Origin of the sequence: Bacillus sp. N13C7 (genome assembly GCF_026790065.1) — a bacterium.
GTDB lineage: Bacteria > Bacillota > Bacilli > Bacillales > Bacillaceae > Bacillus.
In genome coordinates, this window is record NZ_JALAMO010000007.1 from 287331 (window position 1) to 305593 (window position 18263).

The 18263-nt window shown below is 41.6% G+C and carries 22 protein-coding genes; all 22 read left to right on the forward strand.

What is annotated here, in order from left to right:
- Positions 1 to 38: 38 nt before the first annotated feature.
- The 22 genes from degS (at position 39) to secA (ending at position 18243) form a co-directional block, all read left to right on the forward strand.
- On the forward strand, positions 39 to 1196 hold the full coding sequence (gene degS / locus MOB98_RS09585) for a two-component sensor histidine kinase DegS (RefSeq protein WP_268360507.1): 1158 nt from the start codon (positions 39 to 41) through the stop codon (positions 1194 to 1196).
- An 82-nt stretch (positions 1197 to 1278) separates the two neighbouring features.
- The gene (degU, locus tag MOB98_RS09590) at positions 1279 to 1968 is read left to right on the forward strand and encodes a two-component system response regulator DegU (protein WP_003219701.1); all 690 of its coding nucleotides are present in this window, start codon (positions 1279 to 1281) and stop codon (positions 1966 to 1968) included.
- A gap of 97 nt (positions 1969 to 2065) precedes the next feature.
- Positions 2066 to 2911, forward strand: coding sequence for a DegV family protein (locus tag MOB98_RS09595; protein WP_268360506.1), 846 nt, complete (start codon positions 2066 to 2068; stop codon positions 2909 to 2911).
- A gap of 105 nt (positions 2912 to 3016) precedes the next feature.
- Positions 3017 to 4399, forward strand: coding sequence for an ATP-dependent helicase ComFA (gene comFA / locus MOB98_RS09600; protein ID WP_268360505.1), 1383 nt, complete (start codon positions 3017 to 3019; stop codon positions 4397 to 4399).
- A gap of 59 nt (positions 4400 to 4458) precedes the next feature.
- Positions 4459 to 4755 (forward strand): late competence development ComFB family protein, encoded by a 297-nt coding sequence (locus tag MOB98_RS09605; RefSeq protein ID WP_268360504.1) that lies wholly within the window; start codon positions 4459 to 4461, stop codon positions 4753 to 4755.
- Positions 4719 to 5441 carry a ComF family protein gene (locus tag MOB98_RS09610; protein WP_268360503.1) on the forward strand — a complete coding sequence of 241 codons (723 nt, stop codon included), beginning with the start codon at positions 4719 to 4721 and terminating at the stop codon, positions 5439 to 5441. The genes MOB98_RS09605 and MOB98_RS09610 overlap by 37 nt, the downstream gene beginning before the upstream one ends.
- 72 nt (positions 5442 to 5513) lie before the next feature.
- Positions 5514 to 5933, forward strand: coding sequence for a TIGR03826 family flagellar region protein (locus tag MOB98_RS09615; RefSeq protein ID WP_268360502.1), 420 nt, complete (start codon positions 5514 to 5516; stop codon positions 5931 to 5933).
- Positions 5934 to 6017: 84 nt separating this feature from the next.
- A complete protein-coding gene (gene flgM, locus MOB98_RS09620; RefSeq protein ID WP_268360501.1) occupies positions 6018 to 6284 on the forward strand; it encodes a flagellar biosynthesis anti-sigma factor FlgM in 267 nt (88 codons plus the stop codon).
- A 15-nt stretch (positions 6285 to 6299) separates the two neighbouring features.
- Positions 6300 to 6782, forward strand: coding sequence for a flagellar protein FlgN (flgN, locus tag MOB98_RS09625; protein ID WP_268360500.1), 483 nt, complete (start codon positions 6300 to 6302; stop codon positions 6780 to 6782).
- 18 nt (positions 6783 to 6800) lie between these two features.
- Complete coding sequence (flgK, locus tag MOB98_RS09630; protein ID WP_268360499.1) at positions 6801 to 8324, forward strand: flagellar hook-associated protein FlgK; 1524 nt, start codon at positions 6801 to 6803, stop codon at positions 8322 to 8324.
- Positions 8325 to 8333: 9 nt separating this feature from the next.
- Complete coding sequence (gene flgL, locus MOB98_RS09635) at positions 8334 to 9230, forward strand: flagellar hook-associated protein FlgL (RefSeq protein WP_268360498.1); 897 nt, start codon at positions 8334 to 8336, stop codon at positions 9228 to 9230.
- Between the two features lie 46 nt (positions 9231 to 9276).
- Complete coding sequence (locus MOB98_RS09640) at positions 9277 to 9852, forward strand: DUF6470 family protein (protein ID WP_268360497.1); 576 nt, start codon at positions 9277 to 9279, stop codon at positions 9850 to 9852.
- 20 nt (positions 9853 to 9872) lie between these two features.
- Complete coding sequence (gene fliW, locus MOB98_RS09645) at positions 9873 to 10304, forward strand: flagellar assembly protein FliW (protein ID WP_268360496.1); 432 nt, start codon at positions 9873 to 9875, stop codon at positions 10302 to 10304.
- Positions 10298 to 10522 carry a carbon storage regulator CsrA gene (gene csrA / locus MOB98_RS09650; protein ID WP_268360495.1) on the forward strand — a complete coding sequence of 75 codons (225 nt, stop codon included), beginning with the start codon at positions 10298 to 10300 and terminating at the stop codon, positions 10520 to 10522. The genes fliW and csrA overlap by 7 nt, the downstream gene beginning before the upstream one ends.
- 145 nt (positions 10523 to 10667) lie before the next feature.
- Entirely contained in the window at positions 10668 to 11573 is a 906-nt protein-coding gene (hag, locus tag MOB98_RS09655; protein WP_268360494.1) for a flagellin Hag, read from the forward strand.
- A 226-nt stretch (positions 11574 to 11799) separates the two neighbouring features.
- Positions 11800 to 12129, forward strand: a complete 330-nt coding sequence (gene flaG, locus MOB98_RS09660) for a flagellar protein FlaG (RefSeq protein WP_268360493.1) — start codon at positions 11800 to 11802, stop codon at positions 12127 to 12129.
- A gap of 17 nt (positions 12130 to 12146) precedes the next feature.
- A complete protein-coding gene (locus MOB98_RS09665) occupies positions 12147 to 13643 on the forward strand; it encodes a flagellar hook-associated protein 2 (RefSeq protein ID WP_268360492.1) in 1497 nt (498 codons plus the stop codon).
- A 21-nt stretch (positions 13644 to 13664) separates the two neighbouring features.
- The gene (gene fliS, locus MOB98_RS09670) at positions 13665 to 14066 is read left to right on the forward strand and encodes a flagellar export chaperone FliS (protein WP_014481041.1); all 402 of its coding nucleotides are present in this window, start codon (positions 13665 to 13667) and stop codon (positions 14064 to 14066) included.
- Positions 14063 to 14404, forward strand: a complete 342-nt coding sequence (locus tag MOB98_RS09675; protein ID WP_268360491.1) for a flagellar protein FliT — start codon at positions 14063 to 14065, stop codon at positions 14402 to 14404. The genes fliS and MOB98_RS09675 overlap by 4 nt, the downstream gene beginning before the upstream one ends.
- A 9-nt stretch (positions 14405 to 14413) precedes the next feature.
- The gene (locus MOB98_RS09680; RefSeq protein WP_268367160.1) at positions 14414 to 14791 is read left to right on the forward strand and encodes a hypothetical protein; all 378 of its coding nucleotides are present in this window, start codon (positions 14414 to 14416) and stop codon (positions 14789 to 14791) included.
- Positions 14792 to 14980: 189 nt separating this feature from the next.
- A complete protein-coding gene (gene hpf / locus MOB98_RS09685) occupies positions 14981 to 15550 on the forward strand; it encodes a ribosome hibernation promotion factor (RefSeq protein WP_268360489.1) in 570 nt (189 codons plus the stop codon).
- Between the two features lie 167 nt (positions 15551 to 15717).
- Positions 15718 to 18243 (forward strand): preprotein translocase subunit SecA, encoded by a 2526-nt coding sequence (gene secA / locus MOB98_RS09690; protein WP_268360488.1) that lies wholly within the window; start codon positions 15718 to 15720, stop codon positions 18241 to 18243.
- The last annotated feature ends 20 nt before the right edge of the window (positions 18244 to 18263 follow it).

An 18263-nucleotide genomic window follows, 5' to 3' on the forward strand; every position in this document is an offset into this window, starting at 1 on the left:
AATAAAAATATATGACAACGCCGTGACGGAGGGAAATTATGAATAAAACAAAGATGGATTCCAAAGTGCTGGATTCTATTTTGATGAAGATGCTGAAAACCGTTGACGGGAGCAAGGATGAGGTTTTTCAAATCGGGGAGCAGTCACGCCAGCAGTATGAACAGCTGGTTGAAGAACTGAAACAAATCAAACAGCAGGTTTATGAAGTAATCGAGCTTGGCGATAAACTTGAAGTGCAAACCCGACATGCGAGAAATCGTTTATCCGAGGTCAGCCGGAATTTTCATAGATTCAGTGAAGAAGAAATCCGCAATGCTTACGAAAAAGCCCATAAGCTGCAGGTGGAATTGACGATGATCCAGCAGCGTGAAAAGCAACTGCGCGAACGCCGTGATGATTTAGAGCGCAGATTGTTGGGCCTTCAGGAAATCATTGAGCGCTCTGAATCATTAGTAAGCCAAATTACAGTTGTGCTCAACTACTTGAATCAGGATTTGCGCGAGGTCGGACTGCTTCTTGCTGATGCTCAGGCAAAACAGGATTTCGGCTTGAGAATTATTGAGGCGCAGGAAGAAGAGCGAAAAAGAGTCTCAAGAGAAATTCATGACGGACCTGCTCAAATGCTGGCAAATGTAATGATGAGATCGGAATTAATCGAACGGATTTTCCGTGACCGGGGCGCTGAGGACGGATTCCAAGAAATTAAAAATCTCCGTCAAAATGTGCGGAATGCCCTTTACGAAGTGAGAAGGATTATATATGATTTAAGACCGATGGCCCTTGATGACCTAGGCCTGATTCCAACTTTAAGAAAATATCTATATACAACTGAGGAATATAACGGAAATGTGAAAATACATTTTCAGTGCATCGGTGAAACAGAGGATAGGCGGCTAGCGCCCCAGTTTGAAGTTGCGCTCTTCCGGCTCGCACAGGAAGCTGTGTCTAATGCGCTAAAGCATTCTGAATCTGAGGAAATTACAGTCAAAGTTGAGATCACAACGGATTTTGTGATTTTAATGATAAAAGATAACGGCAAAGGGTTCGACCTGAAGGAAGCAAAAGAGAAGAAAAACAAATCATTCGGCTTGCTTGGCATGAAAGAAAGAGTAGATTTATTGGAAGGAACGATGACAATAGATTCGAAAATAGGTCTTGGGACATTTATTATGATTAAGGTTCCGTTATCTCTTTGACTATGATTTGTAAAATAGAGCCAAAAGGCATATTGACCGAATGCTAGAGTATATAGAACAATAATACAAGGAGGCGTGGCTTGTGACTAAAGTAAACATTGTTATTATCGACGACCATCAGTTATTTCGTGAAGGTGTTAAACGGATATTGGATTTTGAACCTACCTTTGAAGTGGTAGCCGAAGGTGACGACGGAGACGAAGCGGCTCGTATTGTTGAGCACTATCATCCCGATGTTGTGATCATGGATATCAATATGCCAAACGTAAATGGTGTGGAAGCTACAAAACAGCTTGTAGAGCTGTATCCTGAATCTAAAGTAATTATTCTATCAATTCACGATGACGAAAATTATGTAACACATGCCCTGAAAACAGGCGCAAGAGGTTATCTGCTGAAAGAGATGGATGCTGATACATTAATCGAAGCGGTTAAAGTAGTTGCCGAGGGTGGCTCTTACCTTCATCCGAAGGTTACTCACAACCTCGTTAACGAATTCCGCCGCCTTGCAACAAGCGGAGTTTCTGCACATCCTCAGCATGAGGTTTACCCTGAAATCCGCAGACCATTACATATTTTAACTAGGCGGGAATGTGAAGTGCTGCAGATGCTTGCAGACGGAAAAAGCAACCGCGGTATTGGTGAATCATTGTTTATCAGTGAGAAAACCGTTAAAAACCATGTAAGTAATATTTTACAAAAAATGAATGTAAACGACCGAACGCAAGCCGTTGTGGTCGCCATTAAAAATGGCTGGGTAGAAATGAGATAGTGGAAATTAAGACTTGCCTTTTATGAGGCAGGTCTTTTTTTAGGCTGCCGTTTCCCTTACAATAGAGTTATAAAGCAATAAGGCAGGTATCGAAGCTATGAATATTGCAGTAGTAACAGACAGCACGGCATATATTCCGAAAGAAATGCGTGAACAGCATCAGATACATATGATCCCTCTGCAGGTTGTTTTTGGAGAAGAAACTTACCGCGAAGAAATCGAATTGGATTGGAAAAGCTTTTACGAAGAAGTAAAAAAACATACCGAACTTCCGACGACTTCTCAGCCGCCAATCGGCGAGCTGGTTGCTTTATATGAAGAGCTTGGCAAGACTTATGATGCTGTTATCAGTATCCATCTTTCCAGCGGGATCAGCGGGACATTCAGCAGTGCAGCAGCGGCTGACACTATGGTCGACAATATTGACGTTTATCCATTTGACTCAGAGATCAGCTGTTTGGCCCAAGGATTTTATGCGCTTAAAGCGGCTGAATTAATCAAAAATGGAGCATCATCACCGGAAGATATCATAAAAGAACTCGAAGAAATGAAAAAAACAGTGCGGGCGTATTTTATGGTAGATGATTTGGCCCACCTTCAGCGGGGCGGACGATTAAGCAGCGCCCAAGCCTTTATTGGGAGTCTTCTAAAGGTAAAGCCTATTCTTCATTTTGACAATAAGGTAATTGTGCCTTTTGAGAAGATTCGCACACGTAAAAAAGCCATTTCGCGAATTTATGAGCTTTTAGACGAAGATGCGAGTAAAGGATTGCCTATGTGTGCTGCTGTTATCCACGCTAATCGAGAAGAAGAAGCAGCGAAAATCATTGAGGAGCTTTCTGCAAAATATCCTCATGTTGAATTTTATAACAGTTATTTTGGCGCGGTTATCGGCACTCATTTGGGGGATGGCGCGCTCGGAATTTGCTGGTGTTTTAAATAATATAAAATCTCCGTTTAGCAACGGAGATTTTTTTATATTCTAATTTTGATTGTTGGACAGGAAATATTCATTCAGGCATACTGTCTCGAAAGGAGGCGGTTCTATGTGACTGAAAAGAACATTTCTTTCTCAAAAGAATTGCAGGAGGCCCTTCAAAGCCGTCACCTGCTTAGAACTGAACTCCCATTTTCCGATGAGATGATTGAATGGCATATTAAAAATGGCTATATCACCGCTCAAAACTCTATATCCATAAATAAACGCGGGTATAGGTGTAATAGATGCGGACAAAATGATCAACGGTATTTTTCTTTTTATCACTCATCTGGAAAAAAACATCTGTATTGCCGTTCCTGTGTCATGATGGGCAGAGTGAGTGAGGATGTTCCTTTATATTCATGGAAAAAGGATAATGAACCAAACTGGCGGCCGGTCAAGCTGACGTGGGATGGCAAGCTCTCATGCGGACAGCAACAAGCCGCCAATGTTTTAATTAAAGCAATATCAAAAAAAGAAGAGCTCCTCATCTGGGCAGTTTGCGGCGCTGGCAAAACTGAGATGCTATTCCCCGGTATAGAATCAGCGCTAAATCAAGGACTGCGTGTATGTATTGCGACACCCCGCACCGATGTTGTACTAGAGCTTGCCCCGAGACTCAAGGCTGCCTTTCAGGGGGCAGACATTTCAGCGCTTTACGGAGGAAGCGAGGACAGAGGGCTTTTATCTTCACTTATGATTTCCACTACACATCAGCTTTTGCGCTATAAAGACGCATTCGACGTTGTGATCGTGGATGAAGTTGATGCTTTTCCGTTTTCCGTAGATCAAACTCTTCAATTCGCTGTTCAAAAAGCAAGAAAGAAAAACAGCACCCTTGTTTACCTAAGTGCAACACCTCCTAAAGAATTAAAAAGAAAAGCACTGAACGGACAGTTAGACTCAGTTCGGATACCAGCAAGATACCACAAAAAACCTTTGCCGGAACCGCGCTTTATTTGGTGCGGAGACTGGAAAAAGAAATTAAACCGAAGCAAAGTTCCGCCAGCGGTAAAAAGATGGGTAGCGTTTCATGTGAAAGAAGGGAGGCCTGTTTTTTTATTTGTTCCCTCGGTTTCTGTTTTGGAAAAGGCGGTAGCCTGCTTTAAAGATGTTAATTGCCGAACAGCGTCTGTACATGCGGAAGATAAGCACAGAAAAGAAAAAGTTCAGCAATTCCGAGACGGTCAGCTTGATCTCTTACTCACAACAACAATTTTAGAAAGAGGCGTCACGGTTCCTAAGGTGCAGACGGGAGTATTAGGGGCGGAATCACCAATCTTTACGGAAAGCGCACTTGTTCAAATTGCCGGAAGAACAGGCCGGCATAAAGAGCATGCGGACGGTGATGTCATTTTCTTTCACTACGGTAAAACAAAGAGTATGCTGGATGCACGAAAGCATATAAAAGAAATGAATGATTTGGCAGCGAAAAATGAATGTACAGGCTAGCCATTATTCGAAAACATGGTACAGTATACTCATATAACCGATGATGAGGAGCTGTGCAAATGCTTGTCAATTCAAAAGAAATTGTAATGAAAGAACTGCTCGACCGATATATGGACCAGCTTCATATGACCTGTACTTGCAAAGTATGCAAAAACGATGTATTGGCACTTTCGTTAAACAAAGTAACACCATCCTACGTCACTGATCTTAAAAAGATCGCTTATACAAAAGCTGAGCTGGTAGATAAACAAAAAAATACGGCCATGCTAGTGATTTTGGCTGAATCTGCTGCTATGGTATCAGAGAATCCAAGCGATCAGTGCCAAACGAAGCAGGAGGAGGCATTCATAAACTGATCTGTCTATTATGCGATTCACAATTTTCTCAAGCTATTACATGGAGAGCTCTTTTTTTATTAAAGCCTGACGAAAAGGTTTGTTATTCCTGCAGAAGAAAATTAAAGAAAATCACAGGACATATGTGTACCTTATGCGGCAGACCTCAAGCCGTTCATGCGGTATGCAGGGATTGCAAGACGTGGAAATCAATGATAAGTGACAGCTTGCTGCTCCGCCAAAACCGTTCAGTTTATACCTATAATGATATGATGAAAGAAACACTCTCCCGTTTTAAATTCAGAGGAGATGCAGAAATCATACATGCATTTAAAAGCGATTTTTCCTCAACCTTCTCAGAGGTTTACCCCGATAAGCATTTTGTTCTTGTTCCTATTCCGCTGAGCAAGGAACGGGAGGGGGAGCGCGGATTTAACCAGGCACAGCTTCTGGCAGAATGCTTAGACCGGCCTGTCCACCATCCCCTTATTCGCCTGAACAATGAGAAACAGTCCAAGAAAAAGAAAACAGAACGCCTGCTTTCAGAGTGTATTTTTGATACAGAGAACAATTCAGCCGAAGGTATGAATATCATTTTAATAGACGATCTTTATACAACAGGCGCCACTTTGCATTTTGCAGCCCGCTGCTTATTAGAAAAAGGAAAAGCCCGTTCAGTGGCATCTTTTACCTTGATCAGAAGCTAAATGATTCTGTTTTTATGCCGATATAATCACTAGAAATTAACACAGGCATATTATTTTATAAGGAGAAAAAAGATGGGAGAACTGGCGAATTGTCCGAAATGCAATGCTTTATTTTTAAAAACAAAGCTGCAAACCGTATGTCAGGCGTGTATTAAGGAAGAAGAAAAATCATTTGAAACTGTCTATAAGTTTTTAAGAAAACAGGAAAACCGGCAATCAACTTTGAACCGGATAACTGAGGAAACAGGTGTAGAAGAAGAGCTGATATTGAAATTCATCAGGCAGAAGCGGATTCAAATCTCTCATCTTCCCAATTTGGCATATCCATGTGAAAGGTGCGGAGCATCGATTCGAGAAGGCAAGTTCTGCAAGGCTTGCCAGTCTGATATAAAGGCTCAAATGGATCATTTGAACCACGAGGACGCCCTGAAAATCGAGAAGGAAAATAGTAAAAAAGACACATACTATGCCTATAATACCAAAAACAGCTGATTCCCTAAACTAACTGAAAACGCAGTCGATAAAAGGGTTAAGATTGTTTAAAGACTGACTGCAACGGAAAGCGAGAGGAATCCTATGAAAATCAATCAATTTGGAACACAATCCGTTAATCCATATCAAAAAAATTATGAAAAGCAAACGGTGCAAAAAACAGCTGCACAGCCTCAAGATAAAATTGAAATTTCATCACAGGCTAAAGAAATGCAAAATGCATCCGACGCAGTCGCTGGTTCACGCCAGGAAAAAATTGCGCAGCTTAAAGCACAAATTGAAAATGGGTCATACAAAGTAGACGCAAATCATATAGCAAAAAATATGATTAATTTTTATAAAAAGCAATAAAAAAGGAGAAAGCCCATGTCAGCAAAGCCAATTATTGAACTATTGAAGCGACTTTGCGTTCTGCATGAGCACCTGCTCACGCTGTCTGAGGAAAAGACGGAAGCGCTCAAAGCCGGCAAAACAAAAGAGCTTTCTAACATTTTGACAAAAGAGCAAAAATATATTCAGGCAATCGGCCAAACAGAAGATGACCGGATCAAAGCAACTTCCGCTTTTCTGGGGTACAGCGAAAATAACACCATTTCCGCATGTATTGCCAAAACTTCACGCGGAGAAAAGGAAGAGCTGGAACAACTATATGAATCACTTTCTAAAGTTCTCGGACGATTGAAAGAAGTGAATGAGATGAATAGGCAGCTGACGAGAGACGCACTGCAATTCATCTCTATTTCGTACGATATGCTGGTTCCTAAGGAAAACAGCATCAATTACAGCAAATCAATTAAAGCTGAGCTTCCGAAGAGCAGCCGAATGAAATTATTTGATTCAAAAGCTTAGCAGAAAGGAATTCAGAATATGACATCTAGCTTTATGGGGCTTGAAACTGCAAGGCGGGCATTAAGCGCTCAGCAAGCAGCGTTAAGCACTACTGCAAATAACGTGGCAAACGCCAATACTGATGGTTATACAAGACAGCGAGTCTCTTTGGAGGCAACTGACTATTTCCCTGCTGTATCAAAAAATGCAGAAAAAACTGCAGGACAAATGGGAACAGGAGTTCAAGGGAAGTCTGTTGAGAGAATAAGAGATATCTTTCTTGACTACCAATACCGTCTTCAAAACAACAGTGCCGGATACTATGACACGAAAGCCAATGCGCTGTCCCAAATGGAAGGTGTTTTAAATGAGACAGATGACAGCGGCTTGAACAGTGTGCTCAATTCGTTTTGGAATTCCCTGCAGGAATTATCAAATAATACAAATGAAGACAGTGCGCGTTCCGTTGTTTCTGAAAAAGGAAAAACTGTAGCAGAAACGTTTAATTATATTTCTGAATCGCTCACCAATGTTCAATCGAACTTAAAAGCAGAACTGGATACAACTGTGTTGGATGTCAATTCTCTACTTTCTCAATTAAACAGTTTAAATAAGCAAATTGCACAAGTAGAACCGGTCGGGCTTCTTCCGAATGGTTTATACGATCAGCGAGATGTGTTGATCGATAAATTATCCTCAATGGTTGATATTAAGGTCAGCTACAACAAGTCAGGCGGGAATGCGCTTGCTTCTGCTGAAGGGACTGTATCCATTGAAATTCTTGATAAGAATAAACAGTCTCTGGGAACTGTTTTGGACGGTAAAAATTACGAGGTTTCAGAACTTGCAGCCAACTATGATACTGAAACTGGGTTAGTATCAAGTATTTCAATCGGAGACAATGCTGTACAGACTGAGTCATTCACCAGTAAGGGATCTCTTTTAGGATTTGTGGAGTCATACGGGTATGTTACAGCAGATGGCCAAGAAAAGGGCATATACCCGGAAATGCTTTCTGACCTTGACAAGATGGCACTTGAATTCGCAAAAGCTTTTAATGAGGTGCACAGAAATGGTTTGACCAAGAGCGGGGATCAAGGCGGAGACTTTTTTGATTTTACCGGCGGTGAAACTGAGCCGGCAAAAGGGGCAGCTGGCAAGATTAAAGTTACTGACAGCATTTTAGATTCAAAAGGCGCAAACATTGCTTTCTCACTGACTGGTGCAGCCAACGATAACTCAAATGCTACAAATTTAGCGAATGTTTTAACCGGTAAAATAACCATTAACGGTAAAGAAACCAGTGTGTTAGATTATTATGCGGGCCTGATTGGTGAGCTGGGAATTAAAGCACAAGAAGCAAATCGATTGGCGTCTAATACTGAAACACAGCTTAATGACGCCGACATAAACCGTCAGCAAATGAGCGCAGTTTCTTTAGACGAAGAAATGACGAATATGATTCAATTCCAACACGCGTACAATGCTGCTGCCAGAATGGTGACTTTACAAGACGAAATCCTTGATAAAGTGATCAATGGCATGGGTGTCGGAGGAAGGTAGGTAGATCAAATGAGAGTAACACAAGGCATGATTCAGCAAAACTCATTGAGATATATCGGTTCAAGCTACTCGAAGCTGGATAAACTTCAATCACAGATTTCGTCAGGGAAAAAAATCACAAAGGCTTCCGACGATCCTGTAGTAGCAATGAAAAGCTTAAAGTATAATACACAACTGTCTCAAGTCCAGCAATATCAAAGTAATGCTTCTCAAGCGTTTACCTGGCTTGAAAACACAGAAACGAACATCACTGAAGGAATTGATATTTTATCAAAAGTCAAAGAATTAGCTATTCAAGCAAAAAATGACACAAACGGTGAAGCAGAGCGGCAAGCGATTGGCGTAGAAGTGAAGCAGTTAAAGGAGCAGCTTTTAAATATTGCGAATACACAAGTGAACGGCAGATATATCTTTAATGGCACAAACTCAGACAAGCCTCCGGTTACAGATAACGGAGACGGAACTTATACAATCTCTGATACTGCTGATGTCATAGTCAATATATCTAATAATATGACATTAAAAGTGAATTCAGATCCAAAGTCAGCTTTTGGGGGCACTTCTGAAAGCGGACAGAATGTCTTTGAAATGCTTGACTCATTTGAAAAAGCACTTAGTTCAGGTTCACTCGATGACATGGACAGCGTTTTAAATGATATTGATCGATTTTCTGAGGGCATGAGTGCTGAACGCTCAGATCTTGGAGCAAGATATAATCGTCTTGAACTGATTAATACAAGACTCTCAGCTCAAGAAGAAACAGCTACAAAAGTGTTATCAGACAATGAAGATGTAGAACTGGAAGAAGTAATAACAGAATTTATTGCGCAGCAAAGCGTGCATAGAGCTACTTTGGCTGTAAATGCGCAAATTGTCCAGCCTACATTAATTGACTTTTTAAAGTAAGCGGCTCTCAGGAGTTCGCTTTTTTTATAGTTCAGGAGGTATAGTGATGCAAATTCCCAGATTGATTATGCACAGTGTTCAAGGGAAAATTGGTTTAACAACGACGCCCGCCAGTTTAAAAATGGAGCAGCCGCAAGCCGATCTTGAGATCGAACAGCCAAGTGCAGAAATGGAAATATCCGTGACACCTGGAAAACTCACGATTGACCAAACGCAAGCATGGGAAGAATTAGACAGAAAGCATATATTCAAACGGATCGCAGAAGCTGCCCAACAAGGACATGAGGATGTAATGGAGGGAATAGCCCGCACTGCAGAAGAAGGTGACGAGCTTATGAGAATCGAAAATAAGGGGAATCCAATCGCCTCACAAGCAAGGAGGAACTCTGAGCTGCACCAAATTCAATTAGGAGAACATTATGCTCCTTCTCTTTCAAGGGTGAAAATACAATATGCCCCATCAGAGCTTGATATTCAGATTACGCCGCGAAAGCCTGTTATTCAGGCTGAACCGAATAAGCCTATAGTTGAATATACGCCGGGAAATGTTAAGGTTGACATGCTCCAATACCCTGATTTAAAAATAGATGTAGAATACCCGAAAGAATCACCCGAAAAGTAAAAAGTAAAGGATCGTGAACAATGATCATTCAAACTAAGTACCATGGCCAAATGAACGTAAAAGAAGAACAAATCATCCTTTTTGAAAACGGGATTCCAGGTTTTTTAGAAGAAAAACAGTTCGTCATTCTTCCGCTTTCGGAAGACTCTCCATTCGTGGCGCTGCAGTCCGTCACTTCAGAAAATCTTGCGTTCATCGTTGTAAGTCCGTTTATCTTTTTTAAGAATTATGAATTTGACCTTGATGAATCAACTGCTGAACTTTTGGATATTAAAAATATTGAAGATATAGAAGTCATGACAATACTGACCATGGCAGAGCCATTCGAAAAGTCTACTGCGAATTTATTGGCTCCCATTATTGTGAATCGCAAGAACATGATGGCTAAGCAAGTCGTTTTACACGACTCCTCATATACGACAAAGCATCCGATTGGAGGAGAATCATGCTAGTTTTGTCGCGGAAAATAAACGAAGCGATTCAAATAGGCACTGATATTGAAGTGAAAGTGATTGCGGTTGAGGGGGATCAAGTGAAGCTTGGAATTGAAGCCCCAAAGCATATTGATATTCACAGGAAAGAAATTTACTTGACCATTCAAGAAGAAAATAACCGCGCGGCAGCGTTATCCAGCGATGTGATCTCCGCATTATCCTCACAAAAAAAGTGAGGATTTTTTTATTTTTGTATTAACAAAATCAGAGACAATCCGATATTAATGATGTAGCCGGGAGGAGGCGCGAATACTCCGCCAGTTACAAAAAAACAAGGCACAAGGACGTGCCGTAACAACACATTCAGGGAGGAACAAAACAATGAGAATTAACCACAATATCGCAGCACTTAACACACTGAACCGTTTAGGTTCAAACAACAGCGCATCACAAAAGAACATGGAGAAACTTTCTTCAGGTCTTCGTATCAACCGTGCGGGAGATGACGCAGCGGGTCTTGCAATCTCTGAAAAAATGAGAGGACAAATCAGAGGTCTTGAAATGGCTTCTAAAAACTCCCAAGACGGAATCTCTCTTATCCAAACAGCTGAGGGTGCATTGACTGAAACTCACTCTATCCTTCAACGTGTTCGTGAGCTTGTAGTACAAGCAGGAAACTCTGGTACTCAAGATGGCACTGACCTTCAAGCTATCCAAGATGAGATCTCTTCTCTTGTTGAAGAAATCGGTGGTGGAGCTAATAAAAATGGTATCTCTGACCGTACTGAGTTCAACGGTAAAAAATTATTAAATGGTGACTTTGCAACTGCAAAACTTACATTCCAAATTGGTGCAAATGCTGGCCAACAACTGGATGTTAATATCGGCAATATGGCTGCTAATGCAATTGGAGCTGTAGATGTTGACGGTAATCTTGTTGCTAACCAAGCAGTTTCAAATATTGATGTAACTAAATTTAAAGATAATGCTCATGACGCAGCTGATGTAGGTTTTGATACACAACTTAAAATTGTTGACGATGCTATCAACACAGTTTCAAAACAACGTTCAAAATTAGGTGCGGTACAAAACCGTCTTGAGCACACAATCAACAACTTAAGCGCTTCTGGTGAAAACCTGACAGCTGCTGAGTCTCGTATCCGTGACGTTGACATGGCGAAAGAGATGAGCGAGTTCACAAAGAACAACATTCTTTCTCAGGCTTCTCAAGCGATGCTTGCTCAAGCGAACCAACAGCCGCAAAACGTACTTCAATTGTTACGTTAATTTTGAAAAAGACCTTGGCGTTTGCCGAGGTCTTTTATTTTATATTTCTAACTCCGAATCATTCCCCTTGCTGTCTCTAACTCATGATATAATAACCGAATTCTCCACTACCTTTTTATAAATGTATTATCATACAAAAACGAATGAGTTTTTTTCCAAAAATATGTGTAATCTTAACTCGACTTAGTCGATATAAACGATAGATTGGGGCATAGGGGATGATCAATTGAATATTGAAAGGCTCACTACGTTACAACCTGTTTGGGATCGTTACGATACTCAAATACATAATCAGAAAGATCGTGACAGTGAGGTTCCCGTTCATCAAGTTTCATATACCAGTCTTGCTGAAATGGTAGGGGAAATGAACAAGCTTTTGGAACCTTCGCAAGTTCACCTGAAGTTTGAGCTTCATGAAAAGTTAAATGAATACTATGTAAAGGTAATAGAGGACTCTACAAATGAAGTGATCCGCGAAATTCCGCCGAAACGGTGGCTTGATTTTTATGCAGCTATGACTGAATTTCTTGGATTATTTGTTGATGAAAAAAAGTAGATTAGGAGTGGTTTGAAATGGTCACGAGAATAACAGGTCTGGCGTCGGGAATGGACATAGATGATATCGTATCAAAGCTGATGCAGACAGAAAGAGCGCCGCTTGACAGGCTGACGCAAAAAAAACAGACTCTTGAATGGCAGCGTGACAGCTATCGTGAAGTGAATACAAAAATAAAAGAACTGCAAGATTATATGTCTAAAAATACATTGACATATCCGAGTACGTATCAGAGCAAAACTGTAACAAGCTCAAATGAGTCTGTATTAACTGCTACAGGAAGCGCAAGTGCGCCAAACTCTTCTTCTACTGTTGAAGTAGCGAGCTTGGCTACCGCAGCAACGTATAAGGCAAGTAATTATACGGGATACACACAAGGCGATTATAATTTGGAATTCAACGTTGTTGCGCCTGGCGAGACAACGGCAAAAACAGTAAACATCAGTGTGACGAGCGCCGATACAATTGATAATGTGATTTCTAAAATCAATAGCTCGGATCTTGGCGTATCAGCATTTAAAGATAAAATTTGGAATGGATCAGAGTATGTAGAAACGATTGCGTTTTCTTCAAAAGCAACAGGTGCAGGAGGCAGCATACAGGCAGCAGACTCTGCTACAGCCGACTTTATGTCCGGCCAGCTCGGATTTTCTTTAGACGCTGATAATAAGCTCACGGCTTACAAAGAAGGGACCAATGCAAAAGTCACTATTAATGGCTTTGAAATGGAGAAGCTGACAAACAATTTCACGGTTAATGGCGTTACTTACTCGATCAAAAATACAACTGCAGCGACAGGCCCTGTTACAACATCTGTTTCAACTGATGTTGACGGGATTTATAACCAAATTAAAGAGTTTGTAGATAAATACAATGAATTGGTAGACAGCCTGAATGAAAAGCTGCAAGAAGAGAAGTACAGAGATTATACTCCCCTGACGAGTGAACAAAAAGAAGCAATGTCCGATAAAGAGGTAGAACTTTGGGAAGAGAAGGCGAAAAGCGGTTTGCTAAGAAATGATACCAGCATCAGCACCGGAACGAACCAAATGCGGACTGATTTTTATTCTCAAGTAAATGCGGATGGAAAAACCTATCAACTGACTGAATTCGGCATCACGACCTCAAGCGCTTACCAATTGCGAGGACATTTAGAGATTAATGAAGAAAAATTGAAAGCAAAAATAGAAGAAGATCCGCAAAGTGTTGCCGCCTTATTTACAAGCGGAACGAACAGCAGTGCCTATAGTGAAAAAGGAATTATGAAACGCATCGGTGACACACTGAAAAGTACAGTGAAAAGCATTGAAGCAAAAGCCGGCAACTCGACAATGGGCACCAATGACTACTCAATCGGTAAAAATTTAAATACGATCAGCACAGATATCACAAAAATGCAGGACCGATTGAATACCATAGAAAACCGCTATTATACAAAATTCAGTGCAATGGATTCTGCGATTCAAAAAATGAACGAACAAGCGTCCTATTTATCACAGCTTCTTGTACAATAAATGTAATTTGGAGGATGACACATGGCGATCCAAAATCCTTATACAGCCTATCAGCAAAATTCAGTGAATACCGCTACACCCGGTGAACTGACGCTTATGCTGTATAATGGCTGTTTGAAATTTATAAGACTTGCCTCTCAGGCCATTGAGAATGATGATATGGAACGTAAAAATGAAAACCTGATTAAAGCGCAAAATATCATTCAGGAATTAAATTTTACGCTTAACCGTAATATAGAGCTTTCCGCTTCCATGGGTGCGATGTACGATTATATGTATCGAAGATTGGTGCAGGCAAATATCAAAAATGATACGGGTATGCTGGCTGAGGTTGAAGGCTATGTAACAGATTTTCGCGATGCTTGGAAACAGGCCATTCAAAGTGAACGGAAGGACCGGCACGGATCAGGCGGGATCGCATGAAAAACATAGATCAACTATACACTGAGACGGAGAGTATGCTGTCACACATACAAAATACACCGGAAAGCGATGAACTTTTAAAGCAGATTGAAGACTTTGTGGCTAAACGCTCTGACCTTATTCAGGAGATATCTCTGCCGCTTTCTGATGAAGAGCGAAAGCAGATAAAGCTTGTGCTGACATGGGATCAGCTTATTGTGAAGGAAATGGAAAGACTGAAGCAGTCAATCGCAGCAGAACTTCAGCAGGTAAAAAGGAAACGAGTGATGCACACGACGTATTTAAATCCTTATAACAACCTTACGATTGACGGCACATATTATGACAAGCGTAAATAGGTGAGTGCCTTGAAGAGCATTGAAGATTATACGCTTTTATCAGCTTATTATCATCTTCTTTTTACCATTGAGGAAGGGCTATGTTATTTGATAGAAGCTGAACAGAATTTATCAAAAACAGAAGGGGATCGGATCTACCAGGATCTGATCCAAGCCTTTTTTTATTTGGATTCCACACATTCAACACTCCTGTTTGTGATGAATACGCGGTGTGCTGAAATATGTGTTAAAGCATTTGACGAAATATTTGAGGAGTTTGATCAATTGGTATCTTTCTCTTTTCCCTCTCATGAGTTCTGTGAGTTTTTAAAAGAACATTTTTTGATTCATTATAGAAAATGGATGTTGTCCATTCATCAATGTATGGAGCCCTTTGTAATCAATTAGGCGAGGGAGAGGTATTTGTTTCTTACAATCAGCATATACATATACCTCCAAACCGCCAATACATCAGCACTACAAACACAATTCGACAAAGTTCACTGAATTTTCACATAATATTTACGTTTCAGCAGGAATTGTAAAGGGTAAAGGAGAAATAGATACATATCCTTAATAAAAGGGAGGCGTTCTTTGATGAACTATAACATCAGAGGAGAAAATATTGAAGTGACACCCGCGTTAAAGGATCATGTCGAGAAGAAGATCGGCAAGCTGGAGCGTTATTTTGACCATAGCGTGAATGCTGATGTGAACGTCAACTTGAAGTTTTACAATGACAAGGAATCTAAAGTTGAGGTTACAATTCCGATGACAGATCTGGCGCTTCGGTCCGAGGTGCATAACGAGGATATGTACAACGCAATTGATCTCGCAACAAACAAACTGGAACGTCAAATCCGTAAGCATAAAACGAAAGTAAACCGTAAATTCCGTGAGCAGGGCTCTCCAAAATATTTACTGGCAAACGGCCTTGGCTCAGAAACAGATATTGCGGTTCAGGATGAAATAGAAGATGAGGAGAGCTTGGACATTGTCCGTCAGAAACGGTTTAATTTAAAGCCGATGGATAGTGAAGAAGCGATCTTGCAAATGAATATGCTAGGCCATAATTTCTTCGTTTTTACTAATGCGGAAACAAACCTTACAAATGTCGTGTACCGCAGAAATGATGGGAAATATGGCTTGATTGAACCGACTGAATAATGAAGAGAGGCCTTCCGCGATATCTGCGGAAGGTTTTTGTTTTTCTTATTTGCAAATTCTTTGGAAATAACAAAAGGTATGATATGATAATGAGAGGTATACATGGACTAGCAAATTATGTATACATGCCTGCAAAACAGGCATGTAAAGATAGAGGAGCGTTATAAATGCTTGGAATTTTAAATAAAATGTTTGATCCAACAAAACGTACGCTGAATAGATACGAAAAAATAGCTAACGATATTGATGCGATTCGCGGAGACTATGAAAATCTCTCTGACGACGCGCTGAAACATAAAACGATTGAATTTAAAGAACGCCTTGAAAAAGGGGCGACAACTGATGATCTTCTTGTTGAAGCATTCGCCGTTGTTCGGGAAGCTTCACGCCGTGTAACGGGCATGTTTCCGTTTAAAGTCCAGCTCATGGGGGGCGTGGCGCTTCATGATGGAAATATCGCGGAAATGAAAACAGGGGAAGGGAAAACGTTAACGTCGACTCTGCCTGTTTATTTAAATGCGTTAACCGGTAAAGGCGTACACGTCGTGACTGTCAATGAATACTTGGCAAGCCGTGACGCTGAGCAGATGGGGAAAATTTTCGAGTTTCTCGGTTTGACTGTCGGCTTGAATTTAAACTCAATGTCAAAAGACGAAAAACGGGAAGCTTACGCCGCTGACATTACTTACTCCACAAACAACGAGCTTGGTTTCGACTATCTGCGTGACAATATGGTTCTTTATAAAGAGCAGATGGTTCAGCGCCCGCTTCATTTTGCGGTAATCGATGAGGTTGACTCTATTTTAATTGATGAAGCGAGAACGCCGCTGATTATTTCTGGACAAGCTGCAAAATCCACTAAGCTGTATGTACAGGCAAATGCTTTTGTCCGTACGTTAAAAGTAGAAAAGGATTATACGTATGATATTAAAACGAAGAGTGTACAGCTGACGGAAGAAGGAATGACAAAGGCTGAAAAAGCGTTTGGCATCGATAACCTGTTTGACGTGAAGAATGTCGCGCTCAACCACCATATCAACCAGTCCTTAAAAGCGCACGCTGCGATGCAGAAGGATGTTGACTATGTAGTGGAAGACGGCCAGGTTGTCATTGTAGACTCCTTCACGGGACGTCTGATGAAAGGCCGCCGCTACAGCGAAGGTCTTCACCAAGCGATTGAAGCAAAGGAAGGGCTTGAAATTCAAAATGAGAGCATGACCTTGGCGACCATTACGTTCCAAAACTACTTCCGGATGTATGAAAAGCTTGCCGGTATGACGGGTACGGCTAAGACAGAGGAAGAAGAATTCCGCAACATCTACAATATGCAGGTTGTTACGATCCCTACTAACAAACCTGTTATCCGTGACGACCGCCCGGATTTAATTTACCGCACGATGGAAGGAAAGTTTAAGGCGGTTGCAGAGGATGTTGCACAGCGTTATATGACGGGGCAGCCTGTTCTTGTCGGTACGGTTGCGGTTGAAACGTCTGAGCTGATCTCTAAGCTGCTTAAAAACAAAGGGATCCCGCATCAAGTGTTAAACGCCAAAAACCATGAACGCGAAGCGCAGATCATTGAGGAGGCCGGCCAAAAAGGCGCAGTTACCATTGCGACAAACATGGCGGGGCGCGGAACGGACATTAAGCTTGGCGAGGGTGTAAAAGAGCTTGGCGGCCTTGCTGTTGTCGGAACGGAACGCCATGAATCACGCCGGATTGACAATCAGCTTCGGGGGCGTTCCGGACGTCAGGGAGACCCGGGGATTACCCAATTTTATCTTTCTATGGAAGATGAATTGATGCGCAGATTCGGGGCTGAGCGGACAATGGCGATGCTTGACCGTTTCGGAATGGACGATTCTACTCCAATTCAAAGCAAGATGGTATCCCGTGCGGTTGAATCGTCTCAAAAACGCGTTGAAGGAAATAACTTCGATTCACGTAAACAGCTTCTGCAATATGATGATGTTCTCCGCCAGCAGCGCGAGGTCATTTATAAGCAGCGCTTTGAAGTTATCGACTCTGAAAACCTGCGTGAAATCGTTGAAAATATGATCAAATCTTCTCTCGAACGGGCAATTGCAGCCTATACGCCAAAAGAAGAGCTTCCTGAGGAATGGAAGCTTGATGGTCTTGTTGAGCTCGTCAACACGACTTACCTTGATGAAGGTGCGCTTGAGAAGAGCGATATTTTCGGCAAAGAGCCGGATGAAATGCATGAGCTCATCATGGACCGCATCATGACCAAATATGATGAAAAAGAAGAAAAATTCGGCGAAGAACAAATGCGTGAATTCGAGAAAGTCATCGTGCTTCGCGCCGTCGACTCCAAATGGATGGACCATATCGATGCGATGGATCAGCTTCGCCAAGGGATTCACCTTCGTGCTTACGCGCAAACAAACCCGCTGCGTGAGTATCAAATGGAAGGCTTTGCGATGTTTGAGCATATGATTGAATCAATTGAGGATGAAGTCGCAAAATTTGTGATGAAGGCTGAGATTGAAAACAATCTGGAGCGTGAAGAGGTTGTACAAGGCCAGACAACGGCCCATCAGCCGCAAGAAGGCGATGATAACAAGAAAGCAAAAAAAGCACCGGTTCGCAAAGTGGTTGATATCGGCCGAAATGCCCCGTGCCACTGCGGAAGCGGAAAAAAATATAAAAATTGCTGCGGCCGGACTGAATAGTTCGCTTAGGCAAGGGTACT